Origin of the sequence: Alkalibacillus almallahensis (assembly GCF_011761495.1) — a bacterium.
GTDB classification, from domain to species: Bacteria; Bacillota; Bacilli; order Bacillales; family Alkalibacillaceae; genus Alkalibacillus; species Alkalibacillus almallahensis.
This window is the reverse complement of sequence record NZ_JAASRU010000017.1, coordinates 1-18,508: the sequence shown is the minus strand read 5'-3', so window position 1 is coordinate 18,508 and position 18,508 is coordinate 1. Positions and strand designations below refer to the sequence as shown.

18 protein-coding genes are annotated in these 18,508 nt (G+C 37.3%); 7 read left to right on the top strand and 11 right to left on the bottom strand.

The window, feature by feature from the left end; all coding sequences use genetic code 11:
* Positions 1-175 precede the first annotated feature (175 nt).
* Positions 176-952 (bottom strand): enoyl-ACP reductase FabI, encoded by a 777-nt coding sequence (gene fabI, locus FHR85_RS12860; RefSeq protein WP_167263908.1) that lies wholly within the window; start codon positions 950-952, stop codon positions 176-178.
* Between the two features lie 198 nt (positions 953-1,150).
* Between fabI and FHR85_RS12855 the strand changes: the two genes are divergently transcribed.
* Positions 1,151-2,317 (top strand): FtsW/RodA/SpoVE family cell cycle protein, encoded by a 1,167-nt coding sequence (locus FHR85_RS12855; protein WP_167263906.1) that lies wholly within the window; start codon positions 1,151-1,153, stop codon positions 2,315-2,317.
* A gap of 26 nt (positions 2,318-2,343) precedes the next feature.
* On the opposite strand, the gene FHR85_RS12850 is transcribed toward FHR85_RS12855, so the two are convergent.
* From FHR85_RS12850 to yjbM, 3 genes are read right to left on the bottom strand one after another with little or no spacing between them, the layout of a single operon-like run.
* Positions 2,344-3,207 carry an RluA family pseudouridine synthase gene (locus FHR85_RS12850; protein WP_167263904.1) on the bottom strand — a complete coding sequence of 288 codons (864 nt, stop codon included), beginning with the start codon at positions 3,205-3,207 and terminating at the stop codon, positions 2,344-2,346.
* Positions 3,208-3,217: 10 nt separating this feature from the next.
* Positions 3,218-4,027 carry an NAD kinase gene (locus tag FHR85_RS12845; RefSeq protein WP_167263902.1) on the bottom strand — a complete coding sequence of 270 codons (810 nt, stop codon included), beginning with the start codon at positions 4,025-4,027 and terminating at the stop codon, positions 3,218-3,220.
* A gap of 33 nt (positions 4,028-4,060) precedes the next feature.
* Positions 4,061-4,696 (bottom strand): GTP diphosphokinase, encoded by a 636-nt coding sequence (gene yjbM, locus FHR85_RS12840; protein WP_167263900.1) that lies wholly within the window; start codon positions 4,694-4,696, stop codon positions 4,061-4,063.
* A 50-nt stretch (positions 4,697-4,746) separates the two neighbouring features.
* Here yjbM and FHR85_RS12835 point away from each other — a divergent pair, with 50 nt between their 5' ends.
* The 4 genes from FHR85_RS12835 to FHR85_RS12820 are packed head-to-tail and all read left to right on the top strand — an operon-like array spanning position 4,747 to position 6,973.
* A complete protein-coding gene (locus FHR85_RS12835; protein WP_243864250.1) occupies positions 4,747-5,373 on the top strand; it encodes a CYTH domain-containing protein in 627 nt (208 codons plus the stop codon).
* Positions 5,374-5,433: 60 nt separating this feature from the next.
* Positions 5,434-5,817, top strand: a complete 384-nt coding sequence (locus tag FHR85_RS12830) for a globin domain-containing protein (protein WP_167263898.1) — start codon at positions 5,434-5,436, stop codon at positions 5,815-5,817.
* A gap of 22 nt (positions 5,818-5,839) precedes the next feature.
* A complete protein-coding gene (locus FHR85_RS12825; protein WP_341770978.1) occupies positions 5,840-6,739 on the top strand; it encodes a ClpXP adapter SpxH family protein in 900 nt (299 codons plus the stop codon).
* 9 nt (positions 6,740-6,748) lie between these two features.
* A complete protein-coding gene (locus FHR85_RS12820; protein ID WP_167263896.1) occupies positions 6,749-6,973 on the top strand; it encodes a hypothetical protein in 225 nt (74 codons plus the stop codon).
* A gap of 157 nt (positions 6,974-7,130) precedes the next feature.
* Here FHR85_RS12820 and pepF read toward each other — a convergent pair whose 3' ends face one another.
* From pepF to mecA, 4 genes are all read right to left on the bottom strand, one after another.
* Positions 7,131-8,930: an oligoendopeptidase F gene (gene pepF / locus FHR85_RS12815; protein ID WP_167263894.1), complete on the bottom strand. Its 1,800-nt coding sequence runs from the start codon at positions 8,928-8,930 to the stop codon at positions 7,131-7,133.
* 75 nt (positions 8,931-9,005) lie between these two features.
* On the bottom strand, positions 9,006-10,184 hold the full coding sequence (locus FHR85_RS12810; RefSeq protein ID WP_167263892.1) for a competence protein CoiA: 1,179 nt from the start codon (positions 10,182-10,184) through the stop codon (positions 9,006-9,008).
* Between the two features lie 45 nt (positions 10,185-10,229).
* A complete protein-coding gene (gene cls, locus FHR85_RS12805) occupies positions 10,230-11,744 on the bottom strand; it encodes a cardiolipin synthase (protein WP_167263890.1) in 1,515 nt (504 codons plus the stop codon).
* A gap of 308 nt (positions 11,745-12,052) precedes the next feature.
* On the bottom strand, positions 12,053-12,745 hold the full coding sequence (mecA, locus tag FHR85_RS12800) for an adaptor protein MecA (RefSeq protein ID WP_167263888.1): 693 nt from the start codon (positions 12,743-12,745) through the stop codon (positions 12,053-12,055).
* Positions 12,746-13,046: 301 nt separating this feature from the next.
* Here mecA and FHR85_RS12795 point away from each other — a divergent pair, with 301 nt between their 5' ends.
* Positions 13,047-13,727: a TerC family protein gene (locus FHR85_RS12795; protein WP_167263886.1), complete on the top strand. Its 681-nt coding sequence runs from the start codon at positions 13,047-13,049 to the stop codon at positions 13,725-13,727.
* Positions 13,728-13,788: 61 nt separating this feature from the next.
* Here FHR85_RS12795 and spxA read toward each other — a convergent pair whose 3' ends face one another.
* The 3 genes from spxA to FHR85_RS12780 all read right to left on the bottom strand — a co-directional run bounded on the left by spxA (position 13,789) and on the right by FHR85_RS12780 (position 16,927).
* Positions 13,789-14,184: a transcriptional regulator SpxA gene (spxA, locus tag FHR85_RS12790; RefSeq protein ID WP_167263884.1), complete on the bottom strand. Its 396-nt coding sequence runs from the start codon at positions 14,182-14,184 to the stop codon at positions 13,789-13,791.
* A 503-nt stretch (positions 14,185-14,687) separates the two neighbouring features.
* A complete protein-coding gene (locus FHR85_RS12785) occupies positions 14,688-15,278 on the bottom strand; it encodes a GNAT family N-acetyltransferase (protein ID WP_167263882.1) in 591 nt (196 codons plus the stop codon).
* 431 nt (positions 15,279-15,709) lie between these two features.
* On the bottom strand, positions 15,710-16,927 hold the full coding sequence (locus tag FHR85_RS12780; RefSeq protein WP_167263880.1) for a putative glycoside hydrolase: 1,218 nt from the start codon (positions 16,925-16,927) through the stop codon (positions 15,710-15,712).
* Positions 16,928-17,337: 410 nt separating this feature from the next.
* Between FHR85_RS12780 and trpS the strand changes: the two genes are divergently transcribed.
* Entirely contained in the window at positions 17,338-18,333 is a 996-nt protein-coding gene (gene trpS, locus FHR85_RS12775; RefSeq protein WP_167263878.1) for a tryptophan--tRNA ligase, read from the top strand.
* Positions 18,334-18,508: the final 175 nt, after the last annotated feature.

The following is an 18,508-nucleotide window of genomic DNA, read 5'->3' as shown; positions in this document are numbered from 1 at the left end:
ATTATTTCAAAACTTCGCATCCGCCTTTATCTTATTAGATTAATCCACCTATTTATTTCAAAACTTAACGCACTTATCTCATAAATACCCGCATTTATTTAATAAATTCAAGCGCTGCTCTTGAATAAAAAAAGCTCAACCCGCAAAGGTTGAGCTTTTTATCACTAATATTTAATTATTTACCTAAAATGTTAAAACCAGAGTCAACATGGAGGATTTCGCCTGTCATACCGCGAGATAGATCACTCATTAAGAAGTAAGCAACATCACCGACTTCTTCTTGCGTGACCGGCTTACGTAAAGGTGCGCGTTCTTCGATTTCTTGTAAAATTGAATTAAAATCGCCAACACCTTTCGCTGACAACGTACGAATTGGACCTGCTGAAATTGCGTTCACACGAATTCCATGCTTACCTAAATCATTTGCTGTATACTTCATCGTCGCATCAAGGCTTGCCTTCGCAACACCCATGACATTATAGTTTTGCACGACGCGCTCGCCACCAAGATATGTGAGCGTTACGATGCTTCCACCTTCTGTCATCAAGTCTTTGGATTCACGTGCAACTGCTGCTAATGAGTACGCACTGATATTTTGTGATAATAAGAAACCATCACGAGACGTATCCACGAATTCGCCGTTTAAGTCATCACGATTCGCAAATGCGATACAATGTGCCAAGCCATGAATCACGCCAACATCTTCTTTAATACTTGTAAACGTCTGCTTGATCGCTTCATCATCTGTTACGTCACATTCGTAAAACAACGAATCGTCGCGGTCTAACGAATCTGCCAACTCACGAACTGGTTTCTCAAATCGTTCATTCGCATACGTAAAAACTAAGCGTGCTCCTGCATTGTGTAGTGCTTGTGCAATCCCCCAAGCAATACTACGGCGGTTCGCAACACCCATCACAACATATGTCTTACCTTCTAAAGAAAAATTCATTCAAATGACCTCCTGATCAGTCATAAATTTATGATTTATTATTAGTACCTGCTACTATTTTATAAAAAAAACGCTCAGCTTACAATCATTTTCTCTGATTATACTAAAACGTTCATAAACTGTTAAAGACTGCACATTGACGAATCCCGTCAAATACTTGAAAATAGAATAGATGATAACATTAAAGGAGTACCATCCATGGAGAACTACGGAAACGACAAAAAACTCGATACATTCCTACTATTCGTAATGGTAAGTCTCATTGCGATCGGAATTACAACGCTTTATGTATTACAGCCCCATTTGCGAGGGGATTTATCAAATATCGATTTTTATATACAACAGATAACATGGTTCGTGATTGGCGGAATAGGGATTGCGGCGATTATGTTACTGGATTTTGACTTTTATCGTAAACTAGCTTGGCCTCTTTATTTTTTAGGTGTTGCTATGCTTGCCGGGCTATTTGTTTTTGCTGTGGAAATTAACGGTTCTTACAGCTGGTATCAGTTACCAGTCGGTTCCCTACAACCATCTGAATTTATGAAAGTTTTTCTAGTCATTACGTTAGCACATGTCATTACGTCACATAATGAACAATGGACTTACAAAAATTTAAAATATGATTCTATTTTACTAAGCAAGATTTTAGGTTTAACCATACCTCCTCTTGTCCTTATTGTTATGCAACCTGACTTGGGATCAGGTATGGTTATCCTTTCAATTGCGGGTTTTCTTATCTTAATATCTGGAATTCGCTGGCGTTTCATTTTCTCATTAATTGGGATTTTAGCGGTGTTCAGTGGCATTTTAGTCGTAGTATACTTAATGTTTACAGAACAATTCGTCAACTTCTGGATGGATACCCCATTCAGACACGCTGTATACCGTATACAAGCTTGGCAGAACCCACATTTGTATGAAGACGGTTCAGGCATGCAGTCCATCCGCTCCATGCTTGCAATTGGCTCTGGCGAATTATTTGGCAAAGGACTAGGTAATTTTCAGCTATCAATTCCTGAACAGCATTCAGACATGATCTTCACCGCTATAGCCGAACAATTCGGTTTCATCGGTTCAAGTGTCGTCATTATTTTGTATTTCCTATTAATCTATCGGATTATTCAAATTGCACTTGATTGTCGCGATCCATTCGGTACTTATTTAGCAGTCGGCTTTGTCGGCATGTTCTTTTATCAAATTTTCCAAAACATTGGCATGTCCGTTCAACTCTTACCACTAACAGGTTTACCACTACCATTCCTGAGTTACGGTGGTACATCTTTACTGGTCTATATGGCAGCCATTGGAATTGTCTTGAATATCCATTCACGTAAAAAAGATTATATGTTCGAAACAGAATAGCCAGGTGCAACATTGCACCTGGCTTTTTATAATAGTTCGATTAATTCATGTGGTGTTTTCGCATACGCTGTAATCTCTTGACCCGAAATAGGATGGATAAATTTTAACCACTTACAATGAAGTGCTTGCCCCACTAAATCATGTGATTCACTACCATAAAGGTCATCGCCAATTAATGGATAACCTAAATGCGCCATATGAACACGAATTTGATGGGTTCGTCCTGTTTCTAACTTCAGCTCAACTAACGTGCGATCATGCTCCGCCAATTTAACTCGGTAATGCGTCACTGCTGGTTGACCGTCTTCACTTACCTTCCGCTCAATAATCGATGGCAAATGGCGTGCAATGGGCCATTTAAGAGTCCCTGACCCAGACAAAGAACCTTCAATAACTCCCTCATACCACCTGTCTATACTCACTTGTTGCATTAAATGATGACTATAGCGATGTTTCGCGACCAAAACGAGTCCCGATGTATATCGATCTAATCGCGTGACGACATGTCCTGTTGCATCAAGCCCTTGTCTATCAAAATAGCCCAGAACAGCTTCAATTAAGGTGACACCTGCTTCATCATTCATATTGGGGGTTACAGCATTGCCCCGCTCTTTATTAACGACCAAAACATGTTTATCTTCGTACACGATACTTAGCGGCTCCTGTTTCGGCTGAAATGCTTCACTTCGCTGTTCTTTAGGCAAAACGACCTTAAGTACATCCTTGTGATTAAGACGGTCCGCTATTGTGGCCATTTCACCGTTAACTTCGATGACGCCCGATTGTTTCATAGCTTTTATGAGTTGACCCGAAAAAGCTCGCACATGCTTTAAATAATCACGTACGAGCCAATCATCATAAGTTGATTCGATTGTCCATCTAAATTCCATAATAACTCACCTAAAACTCTGTACTCTCATCCGAAATAAATGAATCATGGACACGACTCCAGAACGGGAATGGGCGGAATCGCGCAAATCTTACTTTTTCCTTCGAAACACGACACTGAATACTGTGCACTTGATTGAATGTCATGGTTAAATGATCAATCGTTATTAAAAAGTTACGTTCACTTTTAGGTTTCATAACTGCTGTATGATGTTTCGGTAAAATCAGAGGTGAACCTACCGTACGGAACACACGATTGTTAATGGATGCCATCTCCGTAATTTGAAAAGCCTCAAGTGACGGATGGATAATCGCACCACCTAATGCCTTATTATAAGCTGTTGAACCAGATGGTGTCGAAATACATAAGCCGTCACCACGGAATGTTTCGAAATGCTCCCCTTTAATTTCAACGTCTAATACGACCGATCCTTCTGCTGTCTTTACAGAAACTTCATTTAAAGCTAAATAACAATGCTCAGCATCATAATCAGCTGGACGAATGGTTAATTCTAATAATGGATACTCAACAACTTGAAACGGTGTCCGAGCTATCTCAATAATTAATTTTTCTAACTCTTCTGGTACCCAATCTGCATAGAAACCGAGATGCCCTGTATGAACCCCGATAAAAGCTGTTTTATCAAGACGATGAACATAACTATGAAACGCTTCAAGTAACGTTCCGTCGCCTCCGATTGAGATGACGAGATCTGGTTCCTCTTCATTGTATTCTAAATTAAACTCAGATAAGTAACTCTTAAATTTTGACTCAAGTTCCTTTGATGTTTGATCGCCTCGGCTTTGTACTGCAAATTTCACATTGATCCCACCTTTTAATTTAGCAACGACTGATTATTCTTTCGTTCTTCTGAAATATTCCTGTGCTTCGCGAATCTCTTGTCTGATTTTCGACATTTCTTCATCTAAACGGAAAGCCGCTTCAGCAGCATTGCGTAATCGTGTTGTAACATCCTCAGGTATTTGGCCTGAATATTTATAGTTCAATGAATGTTCGTTTATTGCCCAAAAATTCATGGCTAATGTTCGAATTTGGATTTCTGCTAAGATTTTACGTTCACCGTGAATCGTTTCAACTGGATATCGGATGATCACGTGATATGAGCGGTAACCACTCTCCTTGTTTTTCTCTATGTAATCTTTCTCTTCGGCAATTTCAAAGTCTTGTCGTGCACGAATCATTTCGACGACTTCATATATATCATCAACAAACGGACAAACAACTCTTAAGCCCGCTATATCTTGAACTTCTTCTTCAATTTTAGGAATCGGGATTTCACGCCGTTTGGCTTTATCGACGATACTCGTGATCGGCTTAACCCGACCTGTCACAAACTCGATGGGAGAATGTCTGGATTCATAGTCGAATTGCTTCCGCATACCTTTTAATTTAATCTTCAACTCATCAACGGCTTGACTGTATGGCGCTAAAAATATATCCCATTTCAACGTGTTTCCCCCACTTTCCATGATGTCCTAATCATCTATATTGTATCATAATTTGGCAGGAGCCATAATCGTTGAATCTAACAAATTTATCCGTCATAATGAAAATTAGTGTTAAGCGAGGTGAACAAGCTATGCAAGAAATCGAAATTGAATTTAAAAATCTACTCGAACGCGATGAATATAACAATTTAGTTGCTCATTATATGAGTGATTTAGAACCTATAAGACAAGTGAATCACTATTTTGAAACGAATGATTTTCGCTTAAAACAACAAGGTGCAGCTCTCCGTATTCGTGAGAAAACAGATGCTTATGTTGCAACGTTAAAACAGCCTGTCGAAAATGGTTTGCTAGAAACGCATGACACCTTAACAGAAGAGCAATTTAAAGCATGGTGTCAGGATGAAATCACTTTAGGTGACAATATCCGTCAGCAGTTAAACACTATTGGAATAGAAGAGACGGATATTCGTTATAAAGGTCAGCTTACGACCTATCGATATGAACGGCAAGATCATAACATAATCCTTGTCCTCGATTACAGTGAATACAACGGCATGACTGATTATGAACTAGAGGTTGAGGCCCCTAGTATGGATCAAGGTCAAGCATATTTTCACAATCTATTAAGTCAATTTAATATTCCTGAACGCCATACACCGAACAAAATTGCCAGGTTTTTTCAAAGCGTTAACTAGTCGTATTAATTGATATGAAGCGTCGACGTTGCTACAATATTGAAAAAGAGAGGGATTTCTATGGCACACCAACAAGGCAACATTTACGAAGCCATTGGAGGAGAAGATGCAGTCCAACGAATTGTCGATGCGTTTTATAAACGTGTTGCCAAACATCCGGACTTAACACCCATTTTTCCAGACGATTTAACTGAAACGAAACGCAAGCAAAAACAATTTTTAACCCAATTTTTCGGTGGCCCTCAACTATATATTCAAGAACATGGCCATCCGATGCTTCGCGCACGTCACATGTATTTTACCATTACACCGACGAGACGTGATGCTTGGCTCAGTTGTATGGAAGCCGCTTTGGAAGAAGCTGAAATAGAAGAACCTTATCGAAGCTCGATTTTTGAGCGTTTAACGATGACAGCAAATCATATGATGAACACACCGGAATAGAGAGAGCGAAAGGGGAATCGATGTGGTGGATCAAACAGCGAATGTCATGAACAATCTTGCATCGAATGATAATTCCCAAATTGACTTCTGTAACTTACTTAATAAACCCGTCGAAATATACTTTTTTGTCGACCCATTATGTCCAGAATGTTGGTCGTTCGAGCCTTATATCAAAAAATTAGCGATGGAATACGGTTGTTATTTCAAATTAAGAACCATTATTACGGGTAAATCGACTGAAATGAATATTTCGTCACTTAACCGTTCTGATAACATTCAGTATTCGTGGCGAAAACTATCACAACGAACTGGCATGAATTGTGATGAAGCTATCTCAAATAATAATCCTGTTTCCTCCCCGTTATTAACATCGCTTGCGATCAAAGCAGCTGAATTACAGGGACACCGACTAAGCACGGATTTTTTACGAAAATTACGCGAGTATTTATTCTTAGACCAACAAAACGTTTCAGATGAAGCCGTTTTATTGGAAGTTGCTGATAAAGTCAATTTGGATGTAGATGAGTTTTACCATGATTTATATTCAAATACTGCAAAAAAAGCGTTAAAATGTGATCTTCACGTAGCACAAGAAATGGGTGTTGACCAGACACCATCCATTGTTTTCTTCAATCAGGAAGAAACCGAGGACGGTTTGAAAGTGTCTGGAATCTACGATTATGATTCTTATGTGAAGGCTTTATTTGAAGTGATGGGGCGTGCAGCACGTCCAACCGTTAAACCTGCACTCATTGATTTCTTATCTCACTTTAAATTTGTCGCCTCGAAAGAAATTGCGGTTGTATTTGATTGGAGCGAAGAGAAAACAGAACGCGAATTAAAGAAACTCCAACTTACGCGTAAAGTCGAACGTATCCCCGTCAAATACGGCACATTTTGGAAGTACATTGAATCAAATTAGGCATAACTTATGGAAAAGCACCATATGATGAGTATCAAAAAAGGAAGCGATGATGATGATAATCCGACTCCTCTTTTGGTTGATACTGATTATAGGTGCTTTTTTATTGAATACACTCGGCATGATGCAATTAATCCCACGTTTGATCAGCATGCCGCTTCTGTTTTTGGTACTATTTCTATTTATTGCCTCATTCACCCAAAAAAATTCATTCCGCAAACGATTTTGAAATAATCACATGAAATTGTTAAACAATCCTCTTCAACTGTTTAATAAACTTGTAGGATTGTTCGATAAACTTGAAACATTGTTTAATAATGTGTTCACATTATTAAACAATCCGTAGAAACCATAAAAAATGCAGGCGGGATTAAACCGCCTGCATTTTTTATTATTCATTTAATAATGCTTCAAATTCATCTAATTTGGCATCAAATACATCTAATGCTTCTAAAATTGGCGCCTTCTCTGTCATATCCACGCCAGCTTTCTTCAATACATCAATAGGGTCTTCGCTGCTTCCTGCTTTCAAGAAGTCTTTGAATTTCTCAACAGCTGGGTCCCCTTCTTCTAATATCTTAGCGGCTAAAGCTGTCGCCGCTGAATAACCTGTTGCATATTGATAGACGTAATATCCCATATAAAAATGCGGAATACGAGCCCATTCAAGCCCGATCTTTTCATCAACATGAACATCGTCACCGAAATACTTTTGGTTAAGTTTATAATAAATATCGGTTAATTTTTCAGCTGTCAGCGCTTCACCTTGTTGCTCGCGTTGATGAATTTCATGTTCAAACTCTGCAAACATCGTCTGACGGAATACAGTTCCACGGAAACCTTCTAAGAAATTATTAAGCAAATAAAGTTTCTTTTGTTTACTATCAAGCGTCTTAAGCATATAGTCATTCAACAACGCCTCATTAGTTGTTGAAGCAACTTCAGCCACAAAAATAGAATAGTTACCATAACGCGGTGCTTGATTCTGATGTGTATAATAACTGTGTAATGAATGACCCAACTCATGAGCCAAAGTAAATAAATTATCCACATTATCCTGCCAATTCATCAAGATATACGGATTAGTTAAATAACCACCAGATGAGTAAGCGCCACTGCGTTTACCTTTTGTCTCAAGCCAATCGATCCAACGTTCGTTATAACCTTTTTGAACAATGGAGGTGTACTCTTCCCCTAACGGAGCTAAGCCTTTAAGAACCCAATCCTTTGCTTCTTCAATCGTCACATCCATTTTCTCATCAACAAGCGGTGTATAGATGTCATACATGTGTAACTCATCTACTTCAAGCATACGCTTTTTCAATTTCATGTAACGATGAAGTGACGGTAAACGATCATTAATCGCTTCAAGTAAATTATCATAAACTTGTTCTGAAATATTATTCTTGTCTAACGCCGCTTCTCGTGCTGAATTATAATTACGCGCCTTCGCAAAGAAGTTTGCCTTCTTTACTTGCCCACTTAATGTCGCTGAAAACGTATTTTGGTACTGACCAAACGTATCGTACATTGCATCAAATGCTTGTTTTCGGACATTGCGATCTTTTGAGTCTAAAAAGTCACGAAAACGTCCATGCGATAATTGCGTCTCTTCCCCATTCTCATCCGTAATCGTTGGAAATTCGATATCTGCATTGTTTAACATACCAAACGCATTCCCAGGGGTCTGTGTGACCTCAGAGACTTCTGCTAATAGTGATTCTTCTTTCTCTGATAAAACATGAGGTCGAGATTTCATAATGTCACGCAGTGTCTTCTCATAATGCTTCAGTTCATCATTCTCAGCAATAAACTTTTCAATTGTCGCATCATCCATGGCCAATATTTCAGGTGTTACATAGCTAAACGTACTCATAACTTGCGTAACAAGTGACGTTGCCCGTGCATCTTGGTCCTGATACTTACTATTCGCTGTATCTTGATCTGAACGCATGTGTGAATAGACAAATACTTTTTGTAAACGTGTTTGAAAATCATCTTCTAGTTGTAAAACCGCTAATAAATTATCAGATGACTCAGCGATTTTCCCTTTATATGCTGTAATCTTAGGTAATTCATCATGTAAAGCTTGTAGCGCTTCTTCCCAAGCTTCATCCGTTTTAAAAATGGCTTCCAAATCCCAAGTCAATTCAGTTGGGACTTCCTCTCTCGTTTTGATCTCCTTCGCCATTATGTAACCTCCCGCAATCGTAATTTTTCTTACAATTCACTATTTTATAAAAGTTACATCAGAATGTAAAACAAACTACTTAACTTTTTCATTCGGCATACAGTTAAAAAGTTGATTAAGTGTTGCCTCATCTTGTTCTAGCGCTTCATCTAACGTTTTAGGAAAAATCACATCTGCTTTCTTAACAAAATGGCTAGGGCTCCGTTTTTCTAATAAATCAAGCGAAACGAGTGTGTCTAAGTAACTATAAAGAGGATGGCGAAATGAAGTTGGATAAGCTGCAGTGAGACGATTTTGAAAAAAGACCCGCATCATATCATAAACATCATACCAATTCAGTTCATCTCCCTGTTCTAATTCATTAAAAAGATCGATTATAAACGATGTTTGCCAAATATAAACTGGTGTCTGATCTAGGTGATAATTTGCAACGGGTAAATAAATACAGGAAGGTAAAAACTGAGGATGAAGTGAATGAGTGTATAAATAGTTCATATAGTCTTCTTCAATTTTGGAAGCGAATTGCCGCTGTTTAGAACGAAAACGCTTTTTTTGAAATAACCATTGTTGGAGATTAGTTGATTGAGAAGCTTTAGAAGCGAAAATCTGGGGAATCGTCCAGTTCGTAACCCTATCACTTCGAGTTGTGGTAAAAGCATTATGTTGATGGACAAAGTTAGGTTCATGTAAGTGTAGCGTATAATTCGTTGGGTTATAAGTAAAAAAACGAGGTGTCTTAGCATAGGGGTGGTGCAATAGTGAGACGCGAATTGCAGGTGCTACTCGGTAAAATGACGCTTGGTAAGGCTTATGAAAATTTGGACCGAATATCCAAATACACACAATGCCTTGTTTCATATAATCTTCCGTACGAACACGTAATTCTTCAGGTTCTATCGGTGAACACTGGTATTCAAACGCAATGTACGTATCGTTTATTTTTGTTAACACATCTGCTCTACGATCAATGGGCGGAATGTATTGTTCCAAATAAACAGGATAACTTTGTCGGTGTAGCCACGTAGCTATATGCATTTTTCCACGAAGGTGGGTTTCAGATTCACCTTTCCCGTATGAACATGGGAGATCGGAATCGTGAGCAAAATGAGGAATATTAATTGAACCAGCTTTTAAGATGACTGGTTTTTGACAAGCAGGACAAAATAATGGTTCATGTCGCAATTGGTCTAGCCTTTCTTTAGACTGGCTAAATGCAATGACGGATTGATTGTTTTTATTGATTGCTTTTAACAATAGGCATCTCCCCTTAATTTACATCTAACACTTATCACCACTGCCTTATAACAGTGGTGACAATAAGCGAAAGAATGATTCCATTACTCGAATAAAAATTGAACGTTTATTAAACGAATTTGGATCGATTTCTCGTGACTCATCAAAATCTTGACGGAAATCTTCTACTAACTTTGCAGTGCTATCTGTACGGAATAAAAAGGCATTGACTTCAAAATTTAAGTGGAAACTTCGCATATCCATGTTCGATGTTCCAATTGAGGCTAACTCTTCATCAACAATGATAACCTTACTATGCAAGAAACCTCGGCTATACTCATAAACCTTCACTCCAGCTTCCATCAATTCTGGATAATAAGAGCGTGAAGCATGATAAACAATTCTTTTATCAGGTACACTTGGCATCATTAAGCGCACATCCACTCCACTTAAACTAGCTACTTTCATTGCGGTTAAAATATCATCATCAGGTATAAAATATGGCGAAGCAATCCAAATCGACTTTTTCGCTGAAATAATCATGGAGAAATATAATTTCTTTATGTTTTCCCATTGAGTATCTGGACCGTCAGCAATTAACTGAATACCGCCAGCTTCACTATGTGTAATTACAACTTCTGGTGAAAGATAATCTTGCGTTAACAAATGTTCATTCGTCTCATAATACCAATCTTGTAAAAAGATCAACTGTAACGTTCTAACCGCTTCTCCACGAACGAATAAATGCGTATCACGCCATTCGCCAAAATGTGCATTACGTCCTAAATATTCATCACCAATATTCAGTCCACCCATGAAACCTTGTTCCCCATCAACCACAATAATTTTGCGGTGATTTCTAAAGTTAATTCGGCTTCCGATAAAAGGTAATCTTACTGGAGCAAATGCTTTAAGTTTAACACCCGCATCTCGTAAATCTTGTTTAAAGCCATCCGACAAACGCCAACTTCCAACAGCGTCAAAAAGAAAGCGTACTTCCACACCTTCTTTGGCCTTCTCAATTAACACGTTTTTTATCTCTTGACCAATCTCATCATGTCTAACAATGTAATACTCTAAATGTATATGGTGCCTCGCTTTTTTTAAAGCTTCTAAAATAGCTGGAAACTTCTCAGCCCCATTCGTTAACACCTGGGTTTTCGAATTGAAAGAAACAGGTGAATTTCCTAGTTCATGTGCTAGACGGAAGAACATCTTCTGATGATCGCCCATTTGGTTGAGATCTTCTTCTTGAATAGGTCGATGCCCTTCAATTTTGTTAAACGCTTCCTCGTCCTGTTCTTGCTTTTCATCGTAACGTTTTCTCTTCTTATAGTTACGACCAAAAATTAAGTAGAAAAAGAACCCTAGTACAGGAAACGCTGCAAATACAAGAATCCAATTAATTGTCTGAGAAGGCTGGCGATTTTCAATAAAAATCATAAATCCGATTAAAACTGCTGATATCGTCACAAAAAGAGAGAACGTCGTAATAATTCGACCTTCCCAAATTACGTAAGACAAATACCCAGTTGCAAATACAATCACAGTAAATACCAGCACTTGAATCCATTTCAACATATCGTCAAAGCCTCTCTTTTTCCCCTCAAGTACATCCCAATGTTATGTTAATAATCTTAGCGTACAAAATTTGTCACATTTTTTCAACCGAACAAATTTTTTGTCGATTGAAAATAAAAACAATAACGCCTAACATTAGATACATTTTTCTTATATTTAAGAGATAACCTCTTTTTCGTTCGATTAAACTTTTTTTGACCAATGTCAGGAAGCCGTCGTTTGAAATTACAAGATTTAATTCATATCGCCTTCATGACTTATAAATTAAAAAAGCAAGCTTGCCTACTTACAAGCTTGCTTTATAGTTATTAAAAATGTGTTCTCAACTGCTTCATAGCATCATCTTCAAAGATTTCTACACCATATTCTGTTAGATAGTGTTTCGTCATCGCGGATTCTTCACCAAATTCAAGCAGACGACTGATATAATCTTCCTGCTCATCTTCACTTAAGAAGCCATTTGGAAAGCCGACATGAATGAAATATTGATCGTCAAATGCAAATAGTCGATCTGTTACAAAGCGCGTATCCTGAACTGATTGACTTAGTGAAATAGCATCTTCAATGTCATTAAATGTGACCATTAATGTTAAATCATCATCAAGATGTTTTTTCTTCTTTTTCTTCTGACCTTTGTTCTCGTTTGATGCTTTTGAATCTTTTGAGAAACTTTGGTCCATAAAATTCTCTAACTCGTGTGTTACACCTTGACCATTTGGATCATCAGCATCTGGTAATTCTAACTTGTTACCATCTTTAGAAATCTGTGCCTTAGTTACAACAATTTCTAATCCTTTATCCATTGCTTGAACTTGAATCCATAATGGACCATCAACACTGAAGTCTTCATGATCATTTACTTCATCCATCATATCCCAGAATAATTCTTCGCCTTTTTCCCTGTTATACCAAATATCTTCACGTGTGAAACCGCGCTCTTCAATATCTTGATATGATATATAAAATTTTAATGTGTTTTCATTAATTCTTTCTATTTCCATTGTTTTTCCTCTCCCTTCTTACCTTTAAATACTACTTGGGAAGGACTTACCCGATTATCTTAATATAACAATACCCGAAAGTCATCGCCTTCAATCATGTCATAAAGATTTTGTCTTAATCATAATTTATGTTAAGTCCAATTTTTTTGAAAATGTTTTTGACTAGCTTTTTCAAAATTCCATGTTCGCCCGTATGTGAAACAAGCTGTCCCACAATTCAAACAACAATGAATTTCTGTATTTAATCCATAATTGTAAAACATATAGAACTATTTGTCACGCCAAAAAAGGAGGTTTTTTCATGGAATTTTTATTAGAATTAAATTGGGATATAATAAAAGCCCTATTTATTATAATCGGTATCGACTTAATTCTTGGTGGCGACAATGCAATCGTAATCGCCATGGCTAGCCGAAAACTACCTGATCACCTTCAACAAAAAGCAATCGTCTTCGGAACAATACTAGCAATTGCCTTTCGTTTTATTCTTGCTACAATTGCCATATTTTTATTAACGATGCCCTATGTCCAATTAATAGGTGGTCTACTTTTATTCTACATTGCTACCCAGCTATTACGCGACCAAGATGCTCACGATCATCCAGATATTCAATCATCAACAACTTTTCTTGGTGCTGTTAAGACGATTATCATTGCTGATGTTGTGATGGGCTTTGATAATGTCCTAGCTATTTCAGCTGCAGCTAATCAAAATGTTGCACTCATTTTATTCGGATTGATCGTCTCTGTACCGCTCATTATCTTTGGTAGTCAAATTATTCTTAAGCTTATGAAACGATACCCTGTTATGATTTATCTAGGTGCAAGTTTATTAGCCTATACAAGTGCAGAGTTAATTTTAAAAGAAGAAAAAATCGAAGCTGTTTGGACAAGTATTCCTTATCATACCCTCACATGGCCACTATTAATGATTTCACTCGTATTATTAACCGGCTACCTCAGTAGAAAGCCTGCTATATAAGAAAGACAAAAAGCCGAACCATTTAGAAATCAGGTCCGGCTTTATTTATATCTCTGTAAACTTAATTAACTAAACGCTTTGCTTCTTCTAATTGGAAAGAACGTACATTACGTGGTAAGAATCGACGAATTTCATCTTCGTTATATCCGACCTGCAGACGTTTCTCATCCATAATAATTGGACGACGTAATAAGCCTGGATTTTCTTGAATTAAGTCAATTAAATCCTTAAGTGGCATTTGATCTAATCCCACGTCTAATGTTTGGAATACCTTAGACCGTTTTGAAACAATCTCGTCAGTTCCATCCTCTGTCATACGTAAAATCTCTTTGATTTCGTCTTTGGACAATGTATCTGAGAAAATATTTCGTTCTTCAAATGGAATTTCGTGTTCCTCTAACCAAGCTCTCGCTTTACGACAAGACGTACAACTTGGTGATGTAAATAACGTTACCATGCCATTCACTCTCCTTTTATCGGCTTAAGACATGAAACAAATCGATTTAAATCGATTTAAATTTAGAATTAATCTAATCTAATGTACTTTTAGTATACAATAAAACTATGTAATTGAAAAGAGCTCTCAATTAGTTGTAAACAAAAAGTCACATTTTAATTTCGCCTCAGTAATGTTTTTCCCGACTTACACAAATTTAAACCTAAAAATTACATGTTTTTTATGTCGCATAAACAAAATTAAAAGCAAAAACTCTTTTATAAACTTATTATAAGATATGACACGAAAATACGTTCGCTTTAATTCAGTATAACATAAAACAGCCATATGCCATAGGTCTTTTTTAACACTTGTTTATAAGTAGGATGGTCGTAAATGAATTTTTTCATTGTATTTACATATTAATTTCTCTTTGAAGAACTTTCAAAAGGACACTTAAAATAATAAAAACTAATACTACTGAATAAAAGAAAGCAGGTCCAAAATTAAGGACCTGCTTTCTTTTATACACCTTTAGGTTCTTTCAATGCATCGAATAAGTCATCTTTCTGTTCTTGGTCAATCGTCAGTACTTCTTCAACTGGCTGATAAGATTCACCATAGATTTCTTCGTCTTTATAAGTATGAATTTCTTCATATAATGTACGCATTTGTTCATAAATCATATCTTCTGAAGCCTTATCAGGTGACCAGAACAAAATTTCTAATGTATTGAGTTCATTGGTTGCTAAAGATCGGCGCGTATACCCGATGGATTGTGCATGTTCAAACCCTTCACGCTGATAAAAGCGTAATCGTTTAGCTGTATCAGTATCTTCGTAATCAACTGGTTCAACTTCTAAAATAATCGGCTTATTTCGTTCCTTTAATTGATCAAGTAGTTTTTGGCCCATTCCTTGACCTCGTGCTTTTGGCGAAACGTAAACATAATCAATAAAGATGAAGGCATCAAATTCAGCGTACATCATTACGTGGTGCTCGCCTTCTTCTTTATAATAAACATCGCTTCTTTCTTTTAATAACCGCTCCATATGTTCCTTAGATTTCATTTCTTCAACCGGAAAGTATTCATTCAACTTTTCATACCAGTTCATACATCTGCTCCTTCTTCGTTTTGTTATGTTTAGCGTTCGTTTAATATCCAATCTTTATTATATAGTTTTGGAAAAATTGTGTTAAACGGCATAGAGAGAGAATAATCCAGATTAAATGCCGTTTGTCACGACTGCTTACCCTTCAACTGATTATCCCTTAAATATACAGCTATAAACGTACACATTCATTAAAATAGAACGAATTTGCTTGTTGAAATATCTTAAAAACAAAATAAACGCTTTATTCTAGGCTTTATCACGCTACTGTGATGACGAACTAAACCCTGTAAGTTTTTAAATTATTCACTTCGATTTTTAAATTTTTGCTTTTAGTTATTAAATAAATCTCCATACTTATTTAATAACTTTACGAACTATTGAAATACATTCAAAAAAAACCTTGGCAATTAATTGCCAAGGCTTACACATCATTATTTCGGGTCAAAATTTGTTCCTTCTGTATAGTTATTATTTGCATTCCATAATAAATATTCGTAAATGCCGTTGTCGTATAAGGCTTCAATTTGAGCTGTTACTTCATCAGCTCCATAAGTGAATGTATTACCTGAAGAATATAACCACGATGCTGTAAAGTCTTGCAACCACGGTCGAGAAGTTGGTGCGTCTTCTAATTCACCTAACAACTCATTCTCTGATTTGGCATACTCATTCACGAGATTATATGGCTCACGGTCTGGTTCACTAATCCCAAAGTATGGCGTCCAATGACTTGGATAGATCATTGAAGAAATGACATCAACATTTTCCGAAATGCCAAGGAAGTTCTGACCAATGCCAGGTGCATCACCAATTGTTGCCGTATAACCGAAAATATCAACAGATACATCAATATCATAGGCTTCCAATTCTTCATAAGCATACTCAACGAAATCATTAACCGCATTCACTCGTTCACGAACATTATCTAAGCTTGCATCATCATAATCTCCGCGAGAATAATTTAATTCTTCGTCCCGATGTTCAAATCCTTCTGGAAAACGAACATAATCAAACTGAATTTCTTGGAACCCTAATTCAGCAGCATCCTTAGCGACCTCTATGTTGTAGTCCCAAACATCCTTAACAAATGGATTCACAAACGCCTCATTCCGTCCATTCTTCCAAACGTCGCCACCTTCTTTAAATGACCATTCTGGACGTTTCTCAGCTAAGGCTGTATCTTTGAATACGACAACACGGGCAATCGGATAAATTTCTTCTTTTTCTAAACGCTCAAGCATCGCACGTGGATCTTTAATATAATTCTCCGATACATCGTGCGCCACGTGATCCTCATTCATCTCATACGTCACTTTTCCATGGTCGTCCTTAACATCAATAACCATCGAATTAAGTGGCGTATCATTCACGAGTGACACTAATTCATCGAATCGATCACCACCAGCAGAGTGACCTGTCACATAAATACCGCGTACATTCTCTGGATACTCAAAGTCTAAACCTGAATCATATACAAAACGCGGAACAGGATCAGGAAGTACTTTTTTCTCTAAAGCATGGTCATATGTATGATGAAAGGATACTTTATCTCCCTCTGATTCACTTCCATCATCCGCCGCAACCGGATTAACCAACAAAAAAGCCATGACACCCAACAACGCCAACACAACAAGTTGATACCTTCTCATGATTTATTCCCCCAGATGTTTTCTATATATATCTATTATAATCTGTTTTACACACGTTTTGTTGAAAAACTATAAATTTTTTCAATTAAATTTTTGTGACCATTCGATGAAATAAAACTTGCAGGATTGAACGATGTTGCCTATAATGTAGTCAACTACATATTATTGCGCAATGAACGAGGATTGTAAGACTAAACCGCTATCAACAGTGAGTCTGGTGAGTGAGAACAGGCGTTAAGTTTTGTTGGAAATTGGGGCCTCGGGAGCTGATTTATTCCGTATAGCGAACGATACATCGCTTACTTAAGTGACCTTTAATTAGGTAACAAGGGTGGCACCGCGATTCCATTCGTCCCTTTTCGTTGGGAGAGTGGATTTTTTTATGATTAATAATAGTTGAGGTGATTCATATGAGTACGATTTTTTCAGGGATTCAACCAAGTGGCTCATTAACGATTGGAAATTATTTAGGAGCGCTTAGCCGTTTTCCCCAGATGCAAGATGATTATAAGTGTTATTTCTGTATCGTTGATGAACACGCCATCACAGTACCGCAAGACCGATTAAAATTACGTGATCAAATCCGTTCGCTTGCAGCCCTTTATTTATCGGTTGGTATTGATCCTAAGCGTTCAACACTATTTATACAATCAGAAGTACCTGCACATACACAGATGGCTTGGTTATTACAATGTGTGGCATACGTTGGCGAACTTGAACGGATGACACAATACAAAGACAAATCCACTGGTAAGGACGGTGTATCAGCAGGGCTGTTAACCTACCCACCACTAATGGCAGCCGATATTTTATTATATTCCACAACTGTTGTTCCAGTTGGTGAAGATCAGAAACAACATATCGAACTAACACGTAATTTAGCAGAGCGTTTTAACCGCCAACATAACGACATTTTAACCGTGCCTGAACCTCATATCCCAGAACAAGGTGCTCGTATTATGTCATTGCAAGAACCGACGAGTAAAATGAGTAAATCAGATGATAATCAGAAAGCAACGATTTTCATGCTGGATGAACCTAAGCAAATTGAGAAGAAGATTAAGAGTGCTGTAACTGATTCTGAAGGTGTGGTTGAATACAAACCTGATGATAAACCTGGTATCTCAAACTTATTAAATATCTACGCTGGTTTTTCAGGAGAGTCAGTTGAAGAAATCGCTGAAAATTACGCTGGTAAAGGATACGGCGAATTTAAACAAGACCTTGCTCAAGTTGTTATTGAAGGTTTAGAGCCGGTCCAAAAGCGCTATTACGAACTATACGAATCAGAAGAATTAGATGATATCTTAGATCAAGGTGCAGAACACGCTAATAAAGTAGCGAATAAAATGCTCATGAAAGCGAAAAAAGCAATGGGCATTGGCCGCGTTCATTTGAAAAGATAAACAGGAGAGGCTGGGACAAAACCCAGTGATTGAAATGAAAAATCGTGGAAGACATCAATTTTGATGTCTTCCACGATTTTTTCAGGCTGTCGAGAAAGTCTCGGCAGCCTGATTTTTTTGCATAAACTTTAACAATTCACCGCGTTAATTTGATATAATAGAAGTATAATAACAA

Excerpts from the sequence above, each read along its gene's own strand:
- FHR85_RS12830 (WP_167263898.1), top strand. The coding sequence starts at position 5,434 with ATGGCACACCAACAAGGCAACATTTACGAAGCCATTGGAGGAGAAGAT.
- FHR85_RS12780 (WP_167263880.1), bottom strand. The coding sequence starts at position 16,927 with ATGAGAAGGTATCAACTTGTTGTGTTGGCGTTGTTGGGTGTCATGGCT.
- FHR85_RS12795 (WP_167263886.1), top strand. The coding sequence starts at position 13,047 with ATGGAATTTTTATTAGAATTAAATTGGGATATAATAAAAGCCCTATTT.
- fabI (WP_167263908.1), bottom strand. The coding sequence starts at position 952 with ATGAATTTTTCTTTAGAAGGTAAGACATATGTTGTGATGGGTGTTGCG.
- cls (WP_167263890.1), bottom strand. The coding sequence starts at position 11,744 with ATGTTGAAATGGATTCAAGTGCTGGTATTTACTGTGATTGTATTTGCA.
- yjbM (WP_167263900.1), bottom strand. The coding sequence starts at position 4,696 with ATGGAAAGTGGGGGAAACACGTTGAAATGGGATATATTTTTAGCGCCA.
- mecA (WP_167263888.1), bottom strand. The coding sequence starts at position 12,745 with ATGGAAATAGAAAGAATTAATGAAAACACATTAAAATTTTATATATCA.
- trpS (WP_167263878.1), top strand. The coding sequence starts at position 17,338 with ATGAGTACGATTTTTTCAGGGATTCAACCAAGTGGCTCATTAACGATT.
- FHR85_RS12785 (WP_167263882.1), bottom strand. The coding sequence starts at position 15,278 with ATGAACTGGTATGAAAAGTTGAATGAATACTTTCCGGTTGAAGAAATG.
- FHR85_RS12855 (WP_167263906.1), top strand. The coding sequence starts at position 1,151 with ATGGAGAACTACGGAAACGACAAAAAACTCGATACATTCCTACTATTC.
- FHR85_RS12820 (WP_167263896.1), top strand. The coding sequence starts at position 6,749 with ATGGAAAAGCACCATATGATGAGTATCAAAAAAGGAAGCGATGATGAT.
- pepF (WP_167263894.1), bottom strand. The coding sequence starts at position 8,930 with ATGGCGAAGGAGATCAAAACGAGAGAGGAAGTCCCAACTGAATTGACT.
- FHR85_RS12850 (WP_167263904.1), bottom strand. The coding sequence starts at position 3,207 with ATGGAATTTAGATGGACAATCGAATCAACTTATGATGATTGGCTCGTA.
- spxA (WP_167263884.1), bottom strand. The coding sequence starts at position 14,184 with ATGGTAACGTTATTTACATCACCAAGTTGTACGTCTTGTCGTAAAGCG.